This window comes from Winslowiella toletana (assembly GCF_017875465.1).
Classification (GTDB): Bacteria; Pseudomonadota; Gammaproteobacteria; order Enterobacterales; family Enterobacteriaceae; genus Erwinia; species Erwinia toletana.
On sequence record NZ_JAGGMQ010000001.1, the window covers coordinates 3,349,746 to 3,368,802 of the forward strand.

Below are 19,057 nucleotides of genomic sequence, written 5' to 3' on the forward strand. Positions count from 1 at the left end.
GCATACAGCATGATGAAATTCTTCTTTTGGCTAAATAATTATACGACAGAAGTCAAACCCCATCAATCGCATATTTAATAAGCAGAATTTACGGTTTATAATGTCGCGGTCCGAAAGAGGTAATGCCCGCTGAACCGCTTTGTAAGTTGCCAGATTAAGCTCTTCAACACTGAATTTGGTAGTGAACAGTACTGAACCATCAGTGTATCGGTGGCTAATGTATAGCCCTCTTCCGGGTTCGCCCCCGGAAGCCTTGGCGGCAGCGTGGTGAAATTCTTCTTTTGGTTAAGTGAATAGCATAACCGGATGGGCGGATTAGAGGTATGGAAACTGCTTAGTAGCCTACGTGCCACAGAGATGGAGGTGCGGGTTATGAAAGAGCTATTAATAGCGATGATTAACTTAGTGACAGCAGTGCTGGAACTGATCAATAAGTTCCTTTAATCGGGAGCGTAAAACCTTCGAGGTTTTTTGAGCCGTCTTGCGGGACGGCTTTTTTGTTGCGGTTAGAACCGGCGTCGAACAAATTTATATCACCAGAGCTGAATTTCACTGCTATCAAGCTTTGCCAGGCACTCTGCGACAGACTCTCCATCCGGGAAGCGAAGATCTGGCGCAATCTCCAGCAGCGGCAGCAACATAAAAGCGCGATTTTTCATATCGTAATGCGGCACGATTAAACGCTCACTATTCAGCGTCAGATCACCAAACAGCAGAATATCCAGATCCAGCGTGCGCGGTCCCCAGCGCTCGGCTTTACGTTCCCGTCCCTGTTCCAGCTCAATACGTTGGGTGTGATCGAGTAGCGCTTCCGGCGTCAGCCCGGTCTCCAGGGCAATTACCGCATTAAGATAGTCAGGTTGATCCGCCGGGCCATACGGCGGCGTGCGGTAGAGCGCAGAGGTGGCAATTAACTGACTGTCGGGGATCGCCGCCAGTGCATCAAGTGCATTTTGCACCTGATGCAGTGGATCGGCCAGATTGCTGCCTAATGCGATCCAGACCCGTGTCATGCGTTGCTGTTGCCGTCACGCCGTGGCGCTGCGCCTGGCGTGCGTTTACGCGGACGACGGGTGCGACGACGAGGTACCGGATCGTCACCCAGCGTGTTGAGCATAGTTTTCTGCTGCGGCGGCGCCGCAACCTGGAACTCGCTCCACCAGGTGGTGAGACGCTGCAATTCCTGATTGTTTTCCACTTCAGCACGCAGCGCCAGCAGATCATAAGCGGCGCGGAATTTTGGATGCTCCATCAGCTTCCACGCGCGTTTACCATGGCGACGTGACAGGCGTAGCTGCAATTGCCAGATATCGCGCACCAGCGTGGTAATGCGTTTCGGTATCGCCAGCGCACGGCAGGCTTCGTCCAGCACATCGTTCATCGCCAGCGCAAAGGCGTCGTAATAGGCCAGGCCGCTCTCCTGCGCGATTTTCTGCGCCGCTTCCAGCTGTGGATACCAGAACATGGCGGCAAACAGGAACGCCGGGTTAACGCGCATCTGGTTGTGGATGCGGTTATCAGTGTTTTTCAGCACCTGAACCACCATCCGCTCCATCGGACTGTCACTCTGCTCGGTAAAGTAGCGGGTGATAATCGGGAACAGCGGCTGGAACAGCTGATATTCCCGCAGCTGCAGATAGGTGCTGTAACCGTAACCGGCCTGCAGCAGCTTCAGCGTCTCTTCAAACAGACGTGCGGGCGGAATATCCTGCAACAGCGTGGCAAGGCGTGGGATCGGCTCACCGGTCTCTGGCGCAATGCTCATATCGAGTTTGGCGGCGAAGCGCACGACGCGCAGCATACGCACCGGATCTTCGCGATAACGCGTTTCCGGATCGCCAATCATGCGGATAATGCCCTGTTGCAGATCGCTCAGGCCACCGACGTAATCTCGCACGGTGAAATCAGCGACGCTGTAGTAAAGACTGTTGATGGTCAGATCGCGGCGCTGGGCGTCATCTTCAATCGAACCAAAAATATTGTCGCGCAGCAGCATGCCGTTCTGGCCGCGCTGCGAGCTGTTACGATCTTCCTGCTCGACTTCGGCCAGATGATGTCCACGGAAAGTGGCGACTTCGATCACTTCCGGACCAAACATCACATGCGCGAGGCGGAAGCGACGACCGACCAGACGGCAGTTGCGGAACAGCTTACGCATCTGCTCCGGTGTGGCATTGGTGGTCACATCGAAATCTTTCGGCTTTTTACCCAACAGCAAATCGCGCACGCCGCCGCCGACCAGGTAGGCTTCGTATCCGGCTTTATTCAGGCGATAGAGCACTTTGAGGGCATTTTCGCTAATGTCTTTCCGCGAGATTGTATGGCGATCTCGAGGGATAATCGTCATATGACGGATTTCCTCGACCACCGTGGGCGCCTCATCTTCGCGATTCAGGACTTTTCGGCAAAAATTAGCAACTCGGGTAAAAATGGGACACCTCGATAGTGACTAAGAAACTTGGGTGGTAAAAACAGCGGCTAATCATAGCTTAGTGAGAACCATTTGAGAATGCCGATGTCACGGCATCGCCTTCCGCTGCGTCATTGCGTGGGATTTTTGCTAAATTCCACTGCTGGATCGCCTGTTTTAACAGCGCTTCCAGTGAATCATCCTGCCAGCCTGCCGGCACATTCTGACCGAGAAACTGTAAAGCACGCACCAACAGAGGGCGGGGATCGCCTTGCGGCAGGGCGGGCGCATGATTTTGCTTCGATAATTTATCGCCATCATGGTTCAGTACCAGCGGCAAATGCAAATATGCCGGTACCGGCCAGCCAAACTGCTGATACAGCGCAATCTGTCGCACCGTCGGCTCAATCAGATCGGCACCACGGACGATCTCCGTCACGCCCTGGAAATGGTCATCAACCACCACTGCCAGGTTATAGGCGAACAGCCCGTCACGGCGATGAATAATAAAATCTTCGGCAGCCAGCGCCGCATCGGCGACGATTTCACCGCGCAGGCCATCATAAAAGTGGGTGACCGGCGCATGCTGGCGTAAACGCAATGCTGCATTTTCCGCGCCATGTTGTAACGTGCGGCAGTGACCATCATAGTGTCCGCCGATTTGCTGAATACGACTACGACTACAGCGACAAAAATAGCTCTGCTGATGCTGACGTAACCACGCCAGCGCCTCGCGATAGGCGTCATGACGCTGCGACTGCCACAGCACATCGCCGTCCCAGTGCAGGCCGTAATGTTCCAGCTGACGTAAAATTTGCTCTGCAGCGCCGGGCACTTCACGCGGCGGATCGATATCTTCGATACGCACTAACCACTGACCCTGCTGCGCACGCGCCTGCAGATAGCTGCCAAGTGCAGCAATCAGCGATCCAAAGTGTAATTCACCGGATGGAGAGGGGGCAAAGCGCCCGATATAGGATAGTGACATGATATGCAGATACGGAGAGCAGTGAAGCGGGAGCACCAATTTGTCCCTGCTTCACTGCAACATCCGCGCGCCGTTAACCGGCCATTTGCTTCTCGCGAATTTCCGCCAGCGTTTTGCAATCAATGCAGAGATCGGCAGTAGGACGCGCTTCAAGGCGACGGATACCGATTTCAACGCCACAGGAATCACAGTAGCCGAAATCGTCGTCTTCAACCTTTTTCAGCGTCTTCTCGATCTTCTTGATCAGCTTACGCTCACGGTCGCGATTACGCAGTTCGAGGCTGAACTCTTCTTCCTGGGCGGCACGATCGACCGGATCCGGGAAGTTAGCGGCTTCGTCCTGCATGTGTGTAACCGTACGGTCTACTTCATCCCTGAGTTGATTGCGCCAAGCTTCAAGAATCTTCTTGAAGTGCTCCAGCTGGGCTTCGTTCATATACTCTTCGCCTGGCTTCTCTTGGTATGGCTCCACCCCAGCGATGGCGAGAATACTCAGGGACGATGTTTTACGGTTTTGCCCTTCTTGCATGTTGTTTCTCCTGGATAACACGCACTATCGATCCCCAAAGGGGGAAAAAACAGGCCGCTATAAATAACAGAAGCGATTAAGGTTGGCAATTATTCTTGAACATGACTTGACAAGCCTGTGAGTAAAAGCGTATTTAGCGCACCGCCAGTATCTATCCTATCAGAGCAAATTGCGCTAAATATTACAACTCTACTTGCAACGACTTTTTCAGTGTCAAACCGGTTGAAGATAACTGCGCCTTATAACAGAGTATCTCTACTCCGCTCTGTTGTGCCCGTGCCAGTAGTTCTGCGTACTGCGCATCAATATGACGCGCCGGAGATACGTCCTCAATCCCCGAGTGCAGAACGGCAAAAAAGAGTACCGCGCGCTCGCCATTTTCAGCGATTTTGGCCAGTTCACGCAGGTGCTTCTGACCACGCCCGGTAACCGCATCCGGAAAATACCCTTTGCCATGCTGTAATAGCGTCACGGATTTCACTTCAATATAGCAGTTTCGGCGATGATCTGCTTGCAACAGAAAATCGATGCGGCTGCGTTCTGCGCCATATTTCACTTCCGCCTGTAACGATTTGTAGCCAGTCAGCTGCGGGATAGCCTCAGCGGCGATGGCTTCACGCACCAGCGTGTTGGCGCGCAGGGTATTCACACAGATCCAGTGACCCTGCTGCGTCTCCGTCAGCTCCCAGCTGTGCGGGTATTTCCGCGTCAGACTGTCGGAGGTGGAATACCACACGGTATCACCTGGTGTGGCGCAACCGGTCATGGCGCCGGTGTTGGCGCAGTGGATGGTCAGGGTTTCGCCCTGCGGCGTCACCACATCCGCGAGAAAACGTTTGTAGCGGCTAATCAGGCGCGCGGATTGCAGCGCCGGAAAATATTCCATAATTATTCCTGTCTGGCGATAAGAGGCCAGCTTTCAATGACCTTGTAACTACTGCGACCCTGCGCAAACGTCGATTGCAGCAGGGAAAAGTGCGTGACATCGAACTGCCAGTGAAAATCGCGCGGCGGCATCGCCACTGGCCGGGTAGCATTGCGCAGCAGGCTGATATGCGGATGAAACGGGTGCGGACTTTGATAACAACCGCTGCGTGCTGCCTGGGAACGCAGCATCTCCGCCAGTTGCACCAGTCCGCGTGGTGCCTGACGCAGGCCGAGCCATACCACGCCGGGACGTGGCCAGTGGCCGGCATCGTCAATATGCAGGGTAAACGGCGGCTGGCGAATCCGTCCGGCCAGGCGGCTGATCGCGGTGGTTTTTTCGTCGCTGACTTCACCGAGAAAGGCCAGCGTCAGGTGCAGATTAGCGGCGGCCAGCGGACGACCCGCTGCGGCGTCAAACGCCGCGGCGCGCCAGGCGATGATTTCCTGCTGTATCGTCTGCGGTAAACCGATGCCGAAGAATAAACGGCGCGTGGACATAGCAGTCTCCGGTAATGAATTGAGAGGAATGCTACAATGCCTGCCAATATAATACCCGTCATAATTCGAGCTGCACCTGTGTTGGCCGCGTTCACTCACCCGAATCACGTAGTTTAACTATGCTCATCGGGATTCGTTCACTTGCCGCCTTGGTGCAGCTCGAATTATTTAGGGTAAACACCCATATTGTTACGGAGTTTTTCTGTGAGTGAATTACCGGTCAGTGCGGTGCTTCCTGCGCTATTAACCGCATTACAGCAGGCGGCACAGGTGTTACTGGCGGCGCCCACCGGCGCCGGTAAATCGACCTGGTTACCGTTACAGATCCTGCAGCAGACCGATTTCAGCGGACGCATTCTGCTGCTGGAGCCGCGTCGGCTGGCGGCGCGCAATGTGGCGCAGCGGCTGGCGGAACAGCTGAATCAGCAGCCGGGTGGCACCGTCGGTTATCGTATGCGCGCTGAAACCCGGGTTGGAGCCGATACCCGGCTGGAGGTGGTGACTGAAGGTATCCTGACGCGCATGCTGCAACAGGATCCGATGCTGGAAGGGGTCTCGCTGGTGATCCTTGATGAGTTTCACGAGCGCAGTTTGCAGGCGGATCTGGCGTTGGCGCTGCTGCTGGATGTGCAGCAGGGGTTGCGTGATGACCTGAAAATTCTGCTGATGTCGGCCACTCTCGATAATCAGCGCTTAAGCGCCATGTTGCCCGCTGCACCGGTCATTATCTCTGAAGGCCGCAGCTACCCGGTTGAACGACGCTACAGCGCGCTGCCGACGCATCTGCGTTTTGACGATGCGGTAGCGCGCGAGGTAAGTCAGCTGCTGCGCGATGAAAGCGGATCACTGCTGCTGTTTTTACCCGGCGTCGGCGAAATTCAGCGCATTAAAACGTTGCTGGAGGAGCGGGTCAGCAGTGATGTCGATCTCTGCCCGCTGTACGGTGCGTTGCCACTCAGCGAACAGCAGCGCGCGATTCTGCCAGCGGCGCCAGGACGGCGCAAAGTGGTGCTGGCGACCAATATTGCCGAAACCAGTTTAACTATCGAAGGCATCCGGCTGGTGGTGGATAGCGGACTGGAGCGCGCCGGCTGTTTCGATCTGCGCAGCGGTTTAACCCGCCTGCAAACTCAGCGTATCAGTCAGGCATCGATGACGCAGCGCGCCGGGCGAGCGGGCCGTCTGGAGCCGGGGCTGTGTCTGCACCTGATCAACAAAGAGCAGGCGGAACGAGCGGCGAGCCATGCGGATGCTGAGATTATCAACAGCGATCTGTCGGCGCTGTGGCTCGAGGTATTGCAGTGGGGCTGCCATGATGCCAGTCAGCTGAGCTGGCTGGATAAACCGCCATCCAGCGCGCTGCTGGCCGCTGCTGAGCTGTTAACCACATTGGGGGCCTGCGATGCTAACGGTAAGCTGACTGAGAAGGGGCGTCGGATGGCGCAACTTGGCAGCGATCCGCGGCTGGCGGCGTTGATGGTTGATGCGGGTAGCGATGCCGGGCGTATCGCCACCGCGACGTTGCTGGTGGCGATCCTTGAGGAACCACCGCGCAACGGCAGCGGCGATCTGCGTGATTGTTTCCAGCGCGTACAGCCGCACTGGCAGCGACGGGCACGTCAGCTGCAAAAACGGCTGGGCGTCGGCGCAGCGCAGGCGGACAGTGATTATCTGCTGCCGCTGCTGATGGCTGCTTTTCCCGACCGTCTGGCGCGTCGTCGCGGTCAGCAGGGACGTTATCAGCTGGCAAATGGCATTGGGGTACAGCTGGATGACGATCACGCGTTAACGCGCTATGAGTGGCTGCTGGCGCCGCTGCTATTGCAAAGCGGCGCGCAGGCCGACGCGCGTATTTTGCAGGCACTGCCGGTGGATATCGATCGGCTGACGCAGCAGTGCCCGCAGTGTGTGAAGTCAGTGACCGCAGTTGAGTGGGATGACGAAAAAGGCACGCTGCGCGCCTGGCGGCGTCAGCAAATTGGCGCGCTGGTGCTGAAGGCACAGCCGCAAGCGAAGCCGGAGCCGGAGGAGCTGCATCCGGCGATGCTGAACTGGGTCCGCGAAAAAGGGCTGAGTGTGCTGAACTGGACGCCGGAAGCTGAACAGCTGCGTATGCGCCTCGCCTGTGCCGCTCAGTGGTTGCCGCAGGAAGAGTGGCCTGCCAGCGACGATCAGAGCCTGCTGGCGACGCTGGAGCGCTGGCTGTTGCCGATGATGGACGGTGTGCGCGATCTGAAAGGGATGCGGCAGATTAATCTGGCCAGCGCACTGTTGCAATTACTGACGTGGACGCAGCGTCAGCGGCTGAACAGCGCGTTGCCGACGCACTACACGGTGCCGACCGGCAGCCGTTTGCCGTTGCGTTATGATGCCACGCTGCCGCCGGTACTGGCAGTAAAGTTGCAGGAGATGTATGGCGAAGCGGAGAACCCTTGTGTGGCGGACGGGCGGGTGCCGCTGGTGCTGGAGTTACTTTCACCGGCGCGGCGGCCATTGCAGATCACCCGCGATTTAGCGGCATTCTGGCGCGGCGCCTGGCCGCAGGTGCAGAAAGAGATGAAAGGGCGTTATCCGAAACACACCTGGCCGGATGATCCGGCAACGACCCGGCCAACGCGCAAATAAATCATCACGTAATAATTTGAAAGCGAATAATTATCATTTATATTCTCATGTCTGAGCATCCTATAACAACAATGAGAAATATTTATGGCTTTTATTCGCAGGGAAGCCGGCGCCGCGATCTATGCGTCGGTAAATAAACATAGCTTTACCGTTTCACTGCTGGCACTGGTGATTCACACGCTGGTACATCCTGCGCTGGCTGCCACAGAGGCGCAGCCGGATCTGGTGGTGGAAGCGGCGGCTGATCCATTAACCAGTGATCAGCAGGACTATCAGGTCAAAACCACGCGTGCCGGCACCAAAATGCTGCTGACCCCACGTGATGTACCGCAGTCGGTCAGCGTTATCACCAAACAGCGTATGCAGGATCAAAACCTGCAATCGGTCGGTGAGGTGCTGGATAACACCACCGGCGTCGCCACTGAAATCATTGACAGCGAACGCTCAGCGTACTTCTCACGGGGTTTTCAGATCAGCAGTTTTACCTTTGATGATATTCCCACCTCGGTGAGTGATACATGGAACTTTGGCGATGCCGGGTCGGATACGGCGATTTATGACCGTATCGAAGTGGTACGCGGCGCAACCGGCCTGATGACCGGCGCGGGCAGTCCGGGGGCATCGATCAATATGGTGCGTAAACATGCGGACAGTAAAGCGTTTAGCGGCAATGTCAGCGCCAGTTACGGTAGCTGGAATAAACAGCGCTATGTGCTGGATCTCTCCGCGCCGCTGAATGATGCCGGTAGCGTACGTGGCCGCGTTATCGCTGGCTATCAGGATCAGGATAGCTGGCTGGATCGCTATCATAAAAGTAAAAAGTTCCTGTACGGCGTTGTGGACGCGGATGTCACCGACCATACCACCCTGTCGCTGGGTTACGACTATCAGCAAAGCAATACCGGCAACCCCACCTGGGGCGGATTGCCGACCTGGTACAGCAATGGCGATCTGACCCATTACGATCGCAGCACCAACTCTGCTGCCAACTGGACGCGCTACAGCATCGATTCACGAAAAGTCTTTGCTAATGCGACGCATAATTTTGATAACGGCTGGAGCTTCCGCCTCAATGGCACTCATGCCGAGGAGACCTTTAACGATAAGCTGCTGTATGTGATGGATTTCCCGGATGCGGTCAGCGGCGAGGGCACTTCCGGCTTTGGCAGTAAAGATCGCGGCACCCGTAAGCTGGATTCAATTGATACCTATGCCAGCGGGCCGTTTGATCTGTTCGGGCGTCAGCATGAGCTGGTGGCGGGCGTCAGTTACAGCCGTCAGCATAACGCCACTTACAGTGCCGACGGTTCAATCGACAGTGAGCAGATGGGCAGTTTTAACGGCAATGGCGATGTTGCTGAGCCAGAGTGGGGTGACTGGTATCTGAATGCGGATGATATGGTGCGGCAGAAATCGGCCTATACCGCAGCGCGCTTCTCACTGGCCGATCCACTGTCGCTGATCCTCGGTGCGCGTTACACCCAATGGAGTACCGCTGGCAGCAGCGGCAATATGCGCAAAAACAATCTGACGCCTTACGGTGGTCTGGTTTATGACATCAACGATAGCTGGTCGGCTTACGCCAGTTATACCTCGATCTTCCAGCCACAAACTTACCGCGACAGCAGTGGTGCTTACCTGTCGCCCGTCACCGGTAAAAACTATGAAACTGGTCTGAAATCGGACTGGCTGAATGGTCGTCTGACCGCCAGCTTTGCGCTGTTCCGTATCGAACAGGAAAACGTCGGCCAGGCTGATGGCAGTAAATTTGTTAATAATTCCAGTGAGCAGGCTTACTACGCTGCGAAGGGCGCAGTAAGCAAAGGGGCGGAGTTTGAGCTAAATGGCGCGGTAACCGAAAACCTGCAAATGACCTTTGGTGCCACGCGCTATGTCGCCAGAGATTCATCCGGCCGCTTTAACAGTAATATGCCGCAGACCTCGTTTAAACTCTTCAGCCGCTATCAGCTGCCGATGCTGCGCGATTTGACCATTGGCGGCGGTGTTAACTGGCAAAATCGCACCTTCCAGGACGCCACCGGGCCGGATGGCGAAACCCAGCGCGTGTATCAGAGCAGCTACCCGCTGGCTAACCTGTTTGCCCGTTATCAGGCGACAAAACAGCTGGCGGTGCAGGCAAACGTCAATAACCTGTTTGATCGCACTTATTACTCGTGGCTGAGCGATTACGCGGTGTATGGCGAATCGCGAAATTACTCGGTTAATGTTTCGTATCAATTCTGATCCCTCACCCCGGCTCTGCGCCGGGGATTTCTCCCTGCTGAGAGTTAAGAATATTCAGGTTTAATGCTATCCTTTCGGGCCGGCGAATTCTTCGCCCCCGCGTCATATGCGCAACGCTTCCCCGCCGTGATAAACGGCCGAATAACAGCATTTCGGAAGGTTCCACTTTCCCGCGATGCAGAACAGGAACAGAGTAATCGCCGTTGCCGACGGCCATGCCTGGAGAAATAAAACGAATGTCTGGGAACGATCGCGAACCTATTGGGCGCAAAGGGAAACAGCCTAAGCCGCCGCGGAAGCCGGTTAAAGGTCGCCGCAGGGAAGAAGAGTATGATGATGAAGATTATGATGATTATCAGGATGATGCTGATGACGACGACGAGGAGGTAGCACCGGTGCCACGTAAAGGAAAAGGGCGGAAGAAAAGAAGCTGGCTGGGGCTGTTTATTAAGCTGCTGCTGGTCTTTATCGTGCTGATGGCCATTTACGGCGTTTACCTCGATTCGCAGATCCGCAGCCGCATTGACGGTAAAGTCTGGCAGCTGCCCGCCACAGTGTATGGCCGTATGGTCAGCCTTGAGCCTGGCATGTCCTACAACAAGCAGGAGATGATTGCGCTGCTTGAGGGGACCCAGTATCGCCAGGTGACGCGCATGACACGTCCGGGTGAGTTTACTGTGCAGGCCAACAGTATTGAGATGATCCGCCGTCCGTTTGATTTCCCGGACAGCAAAGAGGGTCAGATCCGCGCACGTCTGTCATTCAGCAGTGGTTCTCTGAGCGAGATTAAGAACCTCGACAGTGGACGCGACTTTGGTTTCTTCCGCCTTGATCCGCGCCTGATCACTATGCTGCAATCGCCAAATGGCGAGCAGCGTCTGTTTGTGCCGCGCGCGGGCTTCCCGGACCTGCTGGTGGATACGCTGGTCGCCACCGAAGATCGCCATTTCTATCAGCATGATGGCATCAGCCTCTATTCAATTGGCCGCGCTTTCCTCGCCAATATTACCGCCGGTCGCGCGGTGCAGGGGGGGAGTACCCTGACGCAACAGCTGGTGAAAAACCTGTTCCTGACCAATGAGCGTTCCCTGTGGCGTAAGGCGAATGAAGCCTATATGGCGCTGATTATGGACGCGCGTTACAGCAAGGATCGTATCCTTGAACTGTACCTGAACGAGGTCTATCTCGGTCAGAGCGGCAGCGATCAGATCCGTGGTTTCCCGCTGGCCAGCCTCTACTATTTCGGTCGTCCGGTGGACGAGCTGAGTCTCGATCAGCAGGCGTTGCTGGTGGGGATGGTGAAAGGGGCGTCGCTGTATAACCCATGGCGTAACCCGCAGCTGGCGCTGGAGCGCCGTAATCTGGTGCTGCGTCTGTTACAACAGCAGAACGTTATCGACCAGGAGCTGTACGATATGCTGAGTGCGCGTCCGCTGGGCGTGCAGCCGAAAGGTGGGGTAATTACGCCGCAGCCAGCCTTTATGCAGATGGTGCGTAATGAGCTGCAGCAGAAGCTGGGCGATAAGATTAAAGATCTCTCCGGGGTGAAAATTTTCACCACCCTCGATTCGGTCTCGCAGGATGCCGCTGAGAAATCGGTGGAAGAGGGGATTCCGGTGCTGCGTAAACAGCGTGGCCTGAAAGATCTTGAAACTGCGATGGTGATTGTCGATCGTTTCAGCGGCGAAGTCCGTGCGATGGTTGGCGGCGCCGATCCGCAGTTTGCCGGTTATAACCGTGCCTTGCAGGCGCGTCGCTCAATCGGTTCACTGGCGAAACCGGCAACCTATCTGACGGCGCTTAGCCAGCCGGATAAGTATCGCCTGAATACCTGGATCGCCGATAACCCGATTGCCCTGAAACAGCCGAATGGTCAGATCTGGAAGCCGCAGAATGACGATCGCCAGTTCAGTGGCCAGGTGATGCTGGTTGATGCCCTGACCCGTTCGATGAACGTGCCGACGGTTAATCTGGGGATGTCGCTGGGTCTGCAACAGGTGACCGATACCTGGACCAAACTGGGTGTGCCGAAAGATCAGCTGCATCCGGTGCCAGCCATGCTGTTGGGGGCGCTGAACCTGACGCCGATTGAAGTAGCGCAGGCGTTCCAGACTATCGCCAGCGGCGGTAACCGGGCGCAGCTTTCAGCAGTACGTTCAGTCATTGCCGAAGATGGCACGGTGCTGTATCAGAGCTTCCCGCAGGCGGAAAGGGCTGAGCCAGCACAGGCAGCTTATCTGACGCTGTACAGCATGCAGCAGGTTGCCGCGCGTGGAACGGCGCGTGCGCTGGGGGCGAAATACCCTAACGCTAACCTCGCGGCGAAAACCGGCACCACCAACAATCAGGTCGATAGCTGGTTTGCCGGTATCGATGGTAAGGAAGTAGCGATTACCTGGATTGGTCGCGATAACAACCAGCCAACTAAGCTGTACGGTGCTTCCGGTGCGATGCAGATCTATCGTCACTACCTGGAAAATCAGGCGCCGATGCCGCTGATGCTGACGCCACCGGAAGATATCGCGCCGATGAACGTCGATTCCGCCGGTAATTTTGTCTGTGGCAGCGGCAGCAGCAGCTGGCGATCTCTGCCGGTCTGGACCACCGATGCCAATGCGCTTTGCCAGCAGCAACAGCAGCAGGTTGAGCAGCAACAGCAGCAGTTACAGCAGCAGCAACAGTCGGAGCAGAAGGATGGCGACGGCGTAGCGGGCTGGATAAAAGATATGTTTGGTAAGTAATCCCATGGGCGGCGTTAGCCGCCCTTTTCAATGCTCTCTCCCCATCACCGTACCCCGTCCCGGCTGGATTTTTGTTGCAGATCCGCGTTTAATTCGCATATCATTCGGGCTTCATAATAATAATTATCGTTTACATTCCGTAGCGATTCTCTTTCATCAACCTTGAAGACCGTCATGCAACTTCCGCAAGCCCAGGACACCACCTTCCGGCTGGACAATGTGAGTTTCACCGTTCCCGGCCGTACATTGTTACATCCACTTTCGCTGACTTTTCCTGCCGGTAAAGTGACCGGTTTGATTGGCCACAATGGTTCCGGAAAATCCACGCTGCTGAAAATGCTGGGTCGTCATCATGACGCCAGCGACGGAAAAGTGCTGCTGAATGATGCGCCGCTGGCGGAGTGGAACAGCAAAACCTTCGCCCGTCAGGTTGCCTATCTGCCACAGCAGCTGCCCGCTGCGGAAGGTATGACGGTGCGTGAACTGGTGGCGATTGGTCGTTATCCCTGGCATGGTGCGCTGGGTCGCTTCGGTATTGAAGATCGTGAGCGCGTTGATGAAGCTATCACGCTGGTCGGATTAAAGCCTTTCGCCCGGCGGCTGGTGGACAGTCTTTCCGGTGGTGAGCGTCAGCGCGCCTGGATCGCGATGCTGGTGGCGCAGAACAGCCGCTGCCTGCTGCTGGATGAGCCGACCTCCGCGCTGGATATCGCGCATCAGGTCGATGTGCTGGCGCTGATCCAGCGTCTGAGCCATCAACGTGGCCTGACGGTGATTGCAGTACTGCATGATATCAATATGGCGGCGCGTTATTGCGACCATCTGGTGGCGTTGCGCGGCGGTGAGGCCATCGCGCAGGGCGAACCACAGGCGATTATGCATGCTGATGTGCTGGAGAAGATCTACGGCATTCCTATGGGCATCCTGCCGCATCCGCAAGGCGGTGCGCCAGTGAGCTTTGTTTACTGATTACAGGATGTTCTGATGCCAGACACTCTTCGCCGCCGCCTGCTGACCGCTATGGCGACTTCTCCCTTATGGCTGAACCTGTCGGCCAGCGCTGCTGTGGCGCCGGATCTGCAACGTATAATTGCTATCGAGTGGCTGCCAGTCGAACTGTTGCTGGCGCTTGGCGTCGCGCCGATGGCTGTTGCCGACAAGCACGACTACCAGGTGTGGGTCGGAAAGCCAGAGCTGGCTGCTGATACCATTGACGTCGGTCTGCGTACCGAACCGAACCTTGAATTAATGACACAACTGCAACCCTCTCTGATTGTCTATTCGCAGGGTTACGGGCCGTCGCCAGATAAAATCGCCCGTATCGCGCCGGGCATGGGCTTTAGCTTTAACGAAGGCGATGGCAAACCGCTGACTTCAGCGCGCCATTCACTGGTTAAGCTGGCCCGGCACCTTGATATCGAACCGCGCGCTCATCAACATCTGGCGGAGTTCGACAGCTTTATCGCCCAGATGCGTGTCCGGCTGGCGCCACGTGCGCAGAAGCCATTATTACTGATGTCGCTCATCGATAACCGCCATGCGATTGTGTTTGGCAAATCCAGCTTGTTCCTTGAAGTGATGAATCATCTGGGAATTGAAAATGCCTGGCAGGAGGAAACCAGCTTCTGGGGCAGTGCGGTGATTGGCCTTGAGCGGCTGGCGGTGATCAAAGATGCCGATGTAATCTGCTTTGCGCATGGCGATGAGCCGCTGATGCAGCAAATCTCCTCTACCGCCTTATGGCAATCCTTCCCGTTTATCCGTCAACAGCGCTTTAAGCGGGTGCCCGCCGTCTGGTTCTATGGCGCGACGCTGACCGCGATGCAATTCTGCTATACCCTCGACAGCGCGCTGGAGGCGTAATGAACGCAAGCAACAGGTTCCCGGTTACGCTGCTTAGCACGTTGTTTATCGCCGCGCTGGCGCTGACGTTTTACAACTTTAGCCATCAGCTGCCGCTGGCGCAGTGGTGGCCAGCGCTGCATCAGCCCAATGTCGATGATATTGAGCAGATGGTGTTTCACTACAGCACGCTGCCGCGTCTGACTATTTCGCTGCTGGTCGGTGCCGGGCTGGGGCTGGCCGGTCTGCTGTTTCAGCAGGTATTGCGCAATCCGCTGGCTGAACCCACCACCCTCGGGGTGGCGTCCGGTGCGCAGCTGGGGATCACCATGGTGACCATTGGCGCGCTGCCTGCGGGTTTTCTGACGGCCCAGATGGCGGCGCTGACTGGTGCGCTGCTGGTGGGGCTGGTGGTGTTTGGCATCGCCTGGGGCAAACGTCTGTCGCCAGTTACGCTGATTCTTGCCGGTCTGGTGATGAGTCTCTATTGCGGCGCAGTCAATCAGATCGTCGCCATTTTTAATAAAGACCAGCTGCAGAATATGTTTCTGTGGGGCACCGGCGCACTTAATCAGCAGGACTGGAGCAATGTGATCCTGCTGTGGCCGCGTCTGTTAATCGCCTTTGCCCTGACGCTATTGCTGCTGCGTCCGCTGACCCTGATGGGGCTGGATGATGGCGTCGCGAAAAACCTCGGCCTGGCGCTGTCGCTGGCGCGTTTAGCTGCGCTGGTACTGGCGATTCTGCTGAGCGCTCAGCTGGTCAGTGCGGTGGGGATTATCGGTTTTATTGGGCTGTTTGCGCCGCTTCTGGCGCGGATCCTGGGCGCGCGACGCTTAATCAGCCGGATGCTGCTGGCGCCGTTTATCGGTGCACTGCTGCTATGGCTGGCGGATCAGAGCGTCAGCTGGCTGACGGACATCTGGCTGGAGGTCTCAACCGGTACCGCCACCGCGATAATTGGCGCGCCGCTGCTGTTATGGCTGTTGCCGCGTCTGCGCACCGGCTCGGTGCCGCCAGCGATGAATGCGGGTGATAAAGTGCCGGCTGAGCGCCATCGGGTGGTGTGGTGGGCGCTGATTGCGCTTGGCGGACTACTGCTGATGGCGGTGATTGCACTCGGCTTTGGCCGCAATGCTGAGGGCTGGGTATGGGCCAGTGGCGAACTCTGGCAACAGTTACTGCCATGGCGTGGCCCGCGACTGGTTGCCGCGCTGGCGGCTGGCATGATGCTGGGCGTCGCGGGCTGTCTGATTCAGCGCCTGACCGGTAATCCGATGGCCAGCCCGGAAGTGCTGGGGATCAGTTCTGGCGCCGCTTTTGGCGTGGTGGTGATGCTGTTTATTGTACCGGGTGATGCTTTCGGCTGGCTGCTGCCGGCGGGCAGCCTTGGTGCTGCGCTGACCCTGATCATTATTCTGCTGGCAGCAGGGCGCGGCGGTTTCTCTCCGGAGCGCATGTTGCTGGCGGGGATGGCGTTAAGCACTGCCTTTACCACGCTGCTGATGCTGCTGCTGGCCAGTGGCGATCCGCGTATGGCGGGGCTTCTGACATGGATTTCTGGTTCTACCTATAATGTCGATGGCGCACAGGCGTTACGTACCAGCGTGATTGCTCTGGTATTAATTGCGCTGGCGCCGTTGGCGACGCGCTGGCTGGCGATTCTGCCGCTCGGCGGCGCTACCGCACGGGCGGTAGGTATGGCGCTGACGCCTTCGCGTCTGGCGCTACTGTTGCTGGCCGCAGCGTTAACCGCAGCGGCAACACTGACTATTGGCCCATTGAGCTTTATTGGTCTGATGGCGCCGCATATGGCGCGCATGCTCGGCTTCCGCCGCGCGTTGCCACAACTGGTGATTGCCGCGCTACTGGGTGGCGCATTGATGGTGTTTGCTGACTGGTGTGGGCGGATGATGTCGTTCCCGGATCAGATCCCGGCAGGTCTGCTGGCGACCTTCTTTGGCGCACCGTACTTTGTTTATCTGTTGCGGAAAAGCTGATAAACAGACGGAGCTGTTAATAGCCGCAACGGATAACGTTGCGGCTTTTTTATTGTCGCCTTGCCGTACCAGGTACGAAATAAATCTTGATAATCGTACTGCGTACGATTAAGATCGGCTTCTACATGGAGGTAGATGACAAATGGAGTATTTTGAATTTATTGAAACGGTCGTCTTCAGTAAGCAACGTCGATACCTGCTAAACGATGATAGCTTCAGGGAATTGCAGGAGTATCTGCTGACGCATCATGATGAAGGCGACACGATAATCAAAACCGGCGGCTGCAAAAAAATACGCTGGGGTCGCCCCGGTATGGGGAAGCAAGGTGGCGTCAGGATTATCTACTATCTTCTCACTCATAGCGGCAGGCTGTATCTGCTGACGGTTTACCCTAAAAATGCAAAAGATGACCTGAGTGAATCAGAAAAAGCCATACTGAAGGCATTAACCGACAGACTTAACTAAACCATGCCTGCACTGCACGGCATTTTCGCAAAGGTTTGTATTATGGATAAACAACTATTTAACGATTTGGTCGAAAGCATGGAACAGATGGTTGCGATTGAGAATGGCGAAATGCAACCGGCTCAGGTTCATCGCCACCATTTGCCAAACGTCAAATTATTGCGTGAAACCAGTGGCATGAAGCAGGATGAATTTGCTGAGGCGGTGGGTGTCAGCGCGTCACTGGTGCAAAGCTGGGAGCAGGATCGTCGTATACCTTCAGGTTCATCGCTAAAAATCCTGCTGATGCTGGAACGCAACCCGGCGCTGATGAATGACCTGCTGGCGGTCTGAATAGTGGCAAAAAAACGGCTTCCGATCAGGGAAGCCGTTATTGCCGCAATGCCTTCAGTCTTACTTACAGTCTGGCAAAGCTGCGTTGCGCAGCATCGATGGTGTTCTGAATATCTTCTTTGCTGTGCGCCAGCGACATAAAGCCCGCTTCAAAGGCTGAAGGCGCAAGGTAAATGCCCTCTTCCAGCATCAGATGGAAGAATTTTTTAAAGCGTTCCACGTCGCACTTCGTCACATCCTGATAGCTGGTTACCGTCTCTGCATCAGTAAAGAACAGGCCGAACATCCCGCCGACATGGTTGACCACCAACGGAATATTCTCCGCTTTTGCCGCAGCCAGCAGGCCGTCAGCCAGCTGAGTCGTCAATGCGGTCAGGGTCTGATGGCAGCCAGGTCTGGCGATTTCACTCAGACAGGCGAAGCCAGCCGCCATCGCAATCGGGTTGCCGGAGAGGGTGCCCGCCTGGTAAACCGGGCCGGTTGGCGCCAGCGCTTCCATCACTTCACGACGACCGCCAAAAGCACCAACTGGCATGCCACCGCCGATGATTTTACCCAGGCAGGTGAGGTCCGGCTTCACGCCGTAGTGCGCCTGCGCCCCCGCCAGCGCCACGCGGAAACCGGTCATCACTTCGTCAATGATAAACAGTGCGCCAAACTCATCGCACAGCGCGCGCAGTCCTGGCAGGAAGTCGTCATGTGGCGGGATGCAGTTCATATTGCCCGCGACCGGTTCAACGATAATGCAGGCGATATCTTGCGGGTACTGTTCAAATGCCGCGCGAACCGATGCCAGATCGTTATAGGTGCAGGTCAGGGTATGTCTGGCGAAGTCCGCCGGTACGCCAGGTGAGTTTGGCTGGCCAAGGGTCAGCGCGCCGGAACCCGCTTTCACCAGCAGACAATCGGCATGGCCATGGTAACAGCCCTCGAATTTAATAATCTTATCGCGATGGGTGTAACCGCGCGCCAGACGGATGGCGCTCATGGTGGCTTCGGTGCCGGAGTTCACCATCCGCACCATATCCATGGTTGGCACCAGCTGACAGACCAGCCCGGCCATTTTAACTTCCATCTCGGTTGGTGCGCCAAAGCTCAGGCCACGTTCGGCGGCTTCAATCACCGCATTACGGATTGCCGGGTGATTATGCCCCAGCACCATCGGCCCCCAGGAACCGACGTAATCGATATAGGCTTTACCATCCGCATCATAGAGGTAAGCGCCGTTCGCACGCTCGATGAAAAGCGGTACGCCGCCGACACCGGTGAACGCGCGCACCGGAGAGTTAACTCCGCCGGGAATTAACTTTTGCGCCTGAGCATACAGGTTTTCAGACTTACTCATGGATCGGGCTCCTGAATCATATATGGGGAAATATCCTTACCATTCTAAGGAACATGCCGGTGGGTTGAAAGGCGTGCAGCACGATTGATACTTTCAGTAAGGATTTTTT

Annotated in this window: 15 protein-coding genes; 8 read left to right on the forward strand and 7 right to left on the reverse strand. The window is 56.3% G+C overall.

Annotation, left to right across the window (positions count from 1 at the left end):
• Nucleotides 1-533: 533 nt before the first annotated feature.
• The 6 genes from folK to thpR form a co-directional block, all read right to left on the reverse strand.
• Nucleotides 534-1,013, reverse strand: coding sequence for a 2-amino-4-hydroxy-6-hydroxymethyldihydropteridine diphosphokinase (gene folK / locus J2125_RS15495; RefSeq protein ID WP_017800389.1), 480 nt, complete (start codon nt 1,011-1,013; stop codon nt 534-536).
• Nucleotides 1,010-2,431, reverse strand: a complete 1,422-nt coding sequence (gene pcnB / locus J2125_RS15500; protein ID WP_026111611.1) for a polynucleotide adenylyltransferase PcnB — start codon at nt 2,429-2,431, stop codon at nt 1,010-1,012. Before pcnB ends, folK begins: the two co-directional genes overlap by 4 nt.
• Nucleotides 2,432-2,489: 58 nt before the next feature.
• On the reverse strand, nt 2,490-3,398 hold the full coding sequence (gene gluQRS, locus J2125_RS15505) for a tRNA glutamyl-Q(34) synthetase GluQRS (RefSeq protein ID WP_017800387.1): 909 nt from the start codon (nt 3,396-3,398) through the stop codon (nt 2,490-2,492).
• 73 nt (nt 3,399-3,471) lie between these two features.
• On the reverse strand, nt 3,472-3,927 hold the full coding sequence (gene dksA / locus J2125_RS15510; RefSeq protein ID WP_017800386.1) for an RNA polymerase-binding protein DksA: 456 nt from the start codon (nt 3,925-3,927) through the stop codon (nt 3,472-3,474).
• Nucleotides 3,928-4,108: 181 nt separating this feature from the next.
• The gene (sfsA, locus tag J2125_RS15515; RefSeq protein ID WP_017800385.1) at nt 4,109-4,813 is read right to left on the reverse strand and encodes a DNA/RNA nuclease SfsA; all 705 of its coding nucleotides are present in this window, start codon (nt 4,811-4,813) and stop codon (nt 4,109-4,111) included.
• A gap of 2 nt (nt 4,814-4,815) precedes the next feature.
• Entirely contained in the window at nt 4,816-5,352 is a 537-nt protein-coding gene (gene thpR, locus J2125_RS15520) for an RNA 2',3'-cyclic phosphodiesterase (protein ID WP_017800384.1), read from the reverse strand.
• 204 nt (nt 5,353-5,556) lie between these two features.
• Here thpR and hrpB point away from each other — a divergent pair, with 204 nt between their 5' ends.
• The 8 genes from hrpB (at nt 5,557) to nadS (ending at nt 17,603) form a co-directional block, all read left to right on the forward strand.
• Entirely contained in the window at nt 5,557-7,977 is a 2,421-nt protein-coding gene (hrpB, locus tag J2125_RS15525; RefSeq protein ID WP_017800383.1) for an ATP-dependent helicase HrpB, read from the forward strand.
• An 84-nt stretch (nt 7,978-8,061) separates the two neighbouring features.
• The gene (fhuE, locus tag J2125_RS15530; protein ID WP_017800382.1) at nt 8,062-10,221 is read left to right on the forward strand and encodes a ferric-rhodotorulic acid/ferric-coprogen receptor FhuE; all 2,160 of its coding nucleotides are present in this window, start codon (nt 8,062-8,064) and stop codon (nt 10,219-10,221) included.
• Between the two features lie 236 nt (nt 10,222-10,457).
• The gene (mrcB, locus tag J2125_RS15535; RefSeq protein WP_017800381.1) at nt 10,458-12,962 is read left to right on the forward strand and encodes a bifunctional glycosyl transferase/transpeptidase; all 2,505 of its coding nucleotides are present in this window, start codon (nt 10,458-10,460) and stop codon (nt 12,960-12,962) included.
• A gap of 174 nt (nt 12,963-13,136) precedes the next feature.
• A complete protein-coding gene (gene fhuC, locus J2125_RS15540; protein WP_017800380.1) occupies nt 13,137-13,931 on the forward strand; it encodes a Fe3+-hydroxamate ABC transporter ATP-binding protein FhuC in 795 nt (264 codons plus the stop codon).
• A gap of 15 nt (nt 13,932-13,946) precedes the next feature.
• Nucleotides 13,947-14,825: a Fe(3+)-hydroxamate ABC transporter substrate-binding protein FhuD gene (gene fhuD / locus J2125_RS15545; protein WP_017800379.1), complete on the forward strand. Its 879-nt coding sequence runs from the start codon at nt 13,947-13,949 to the stop codon at nt 14,823-14,825.
• Complete coding sequence (fhuB, locus tag J2125_RS15550) at nt 14,825-16,804, forward strand: Fe(3+)-hydroxamate ABC transporter permease FhuB (protein WP_017800378.1); 1,980 nt, start codon at nt 14,825-14,827, stop codon at nt 16,802-16,804. Before fhuD ends, fhuB begins: the two co-directional genes overlap by 1 nt.
• Nucleotides 16,805-16,946: 142 nt before the next feature.
• Nucleotides 16,947-17,270 (forward strand): type II toxin-antitoxin system RelE/ParE family toxin, encoded by a 324-nt coding sequence (locus J2125_RS15555; protein ID WP_017800377.1) that lies wholly within the window; start codon nt 16,947-16,949, stop codon nt 17,268-17,270.
• Nucleotides 17,271-17,312: 42 nt separating this feature from the next.
• Nucleotides 17,313-17,603 (forward strand): NadS family protein, encoded by a 291-nt coding sequence (gene nadS / locus J2125_RS15560; RefSeq protein WP_017800376.1) that lies wholly within the window; start codon nt 17,313-17,315, stop codon nt 17,601-17,603.
• A 64-nt stretch (nt 17,604-17,667) separates the two neighbouring features.
• On the opposite strand, the gene hemL is transcribed toward nadS, so the two are convergent.
• Entirely contained in the window at nt 17,668-18,948 is a 1,281-nt protein-coding gene (gene hemL, locus J2125_RS15565; RefSeq protein WP_017800375.1) for a glutamate-1-semialdehyde 2,1-aminomutase, read from the reverse strand.
• Nucleotides 18,949-19,057: the final 109 nt, after the last annotated feature.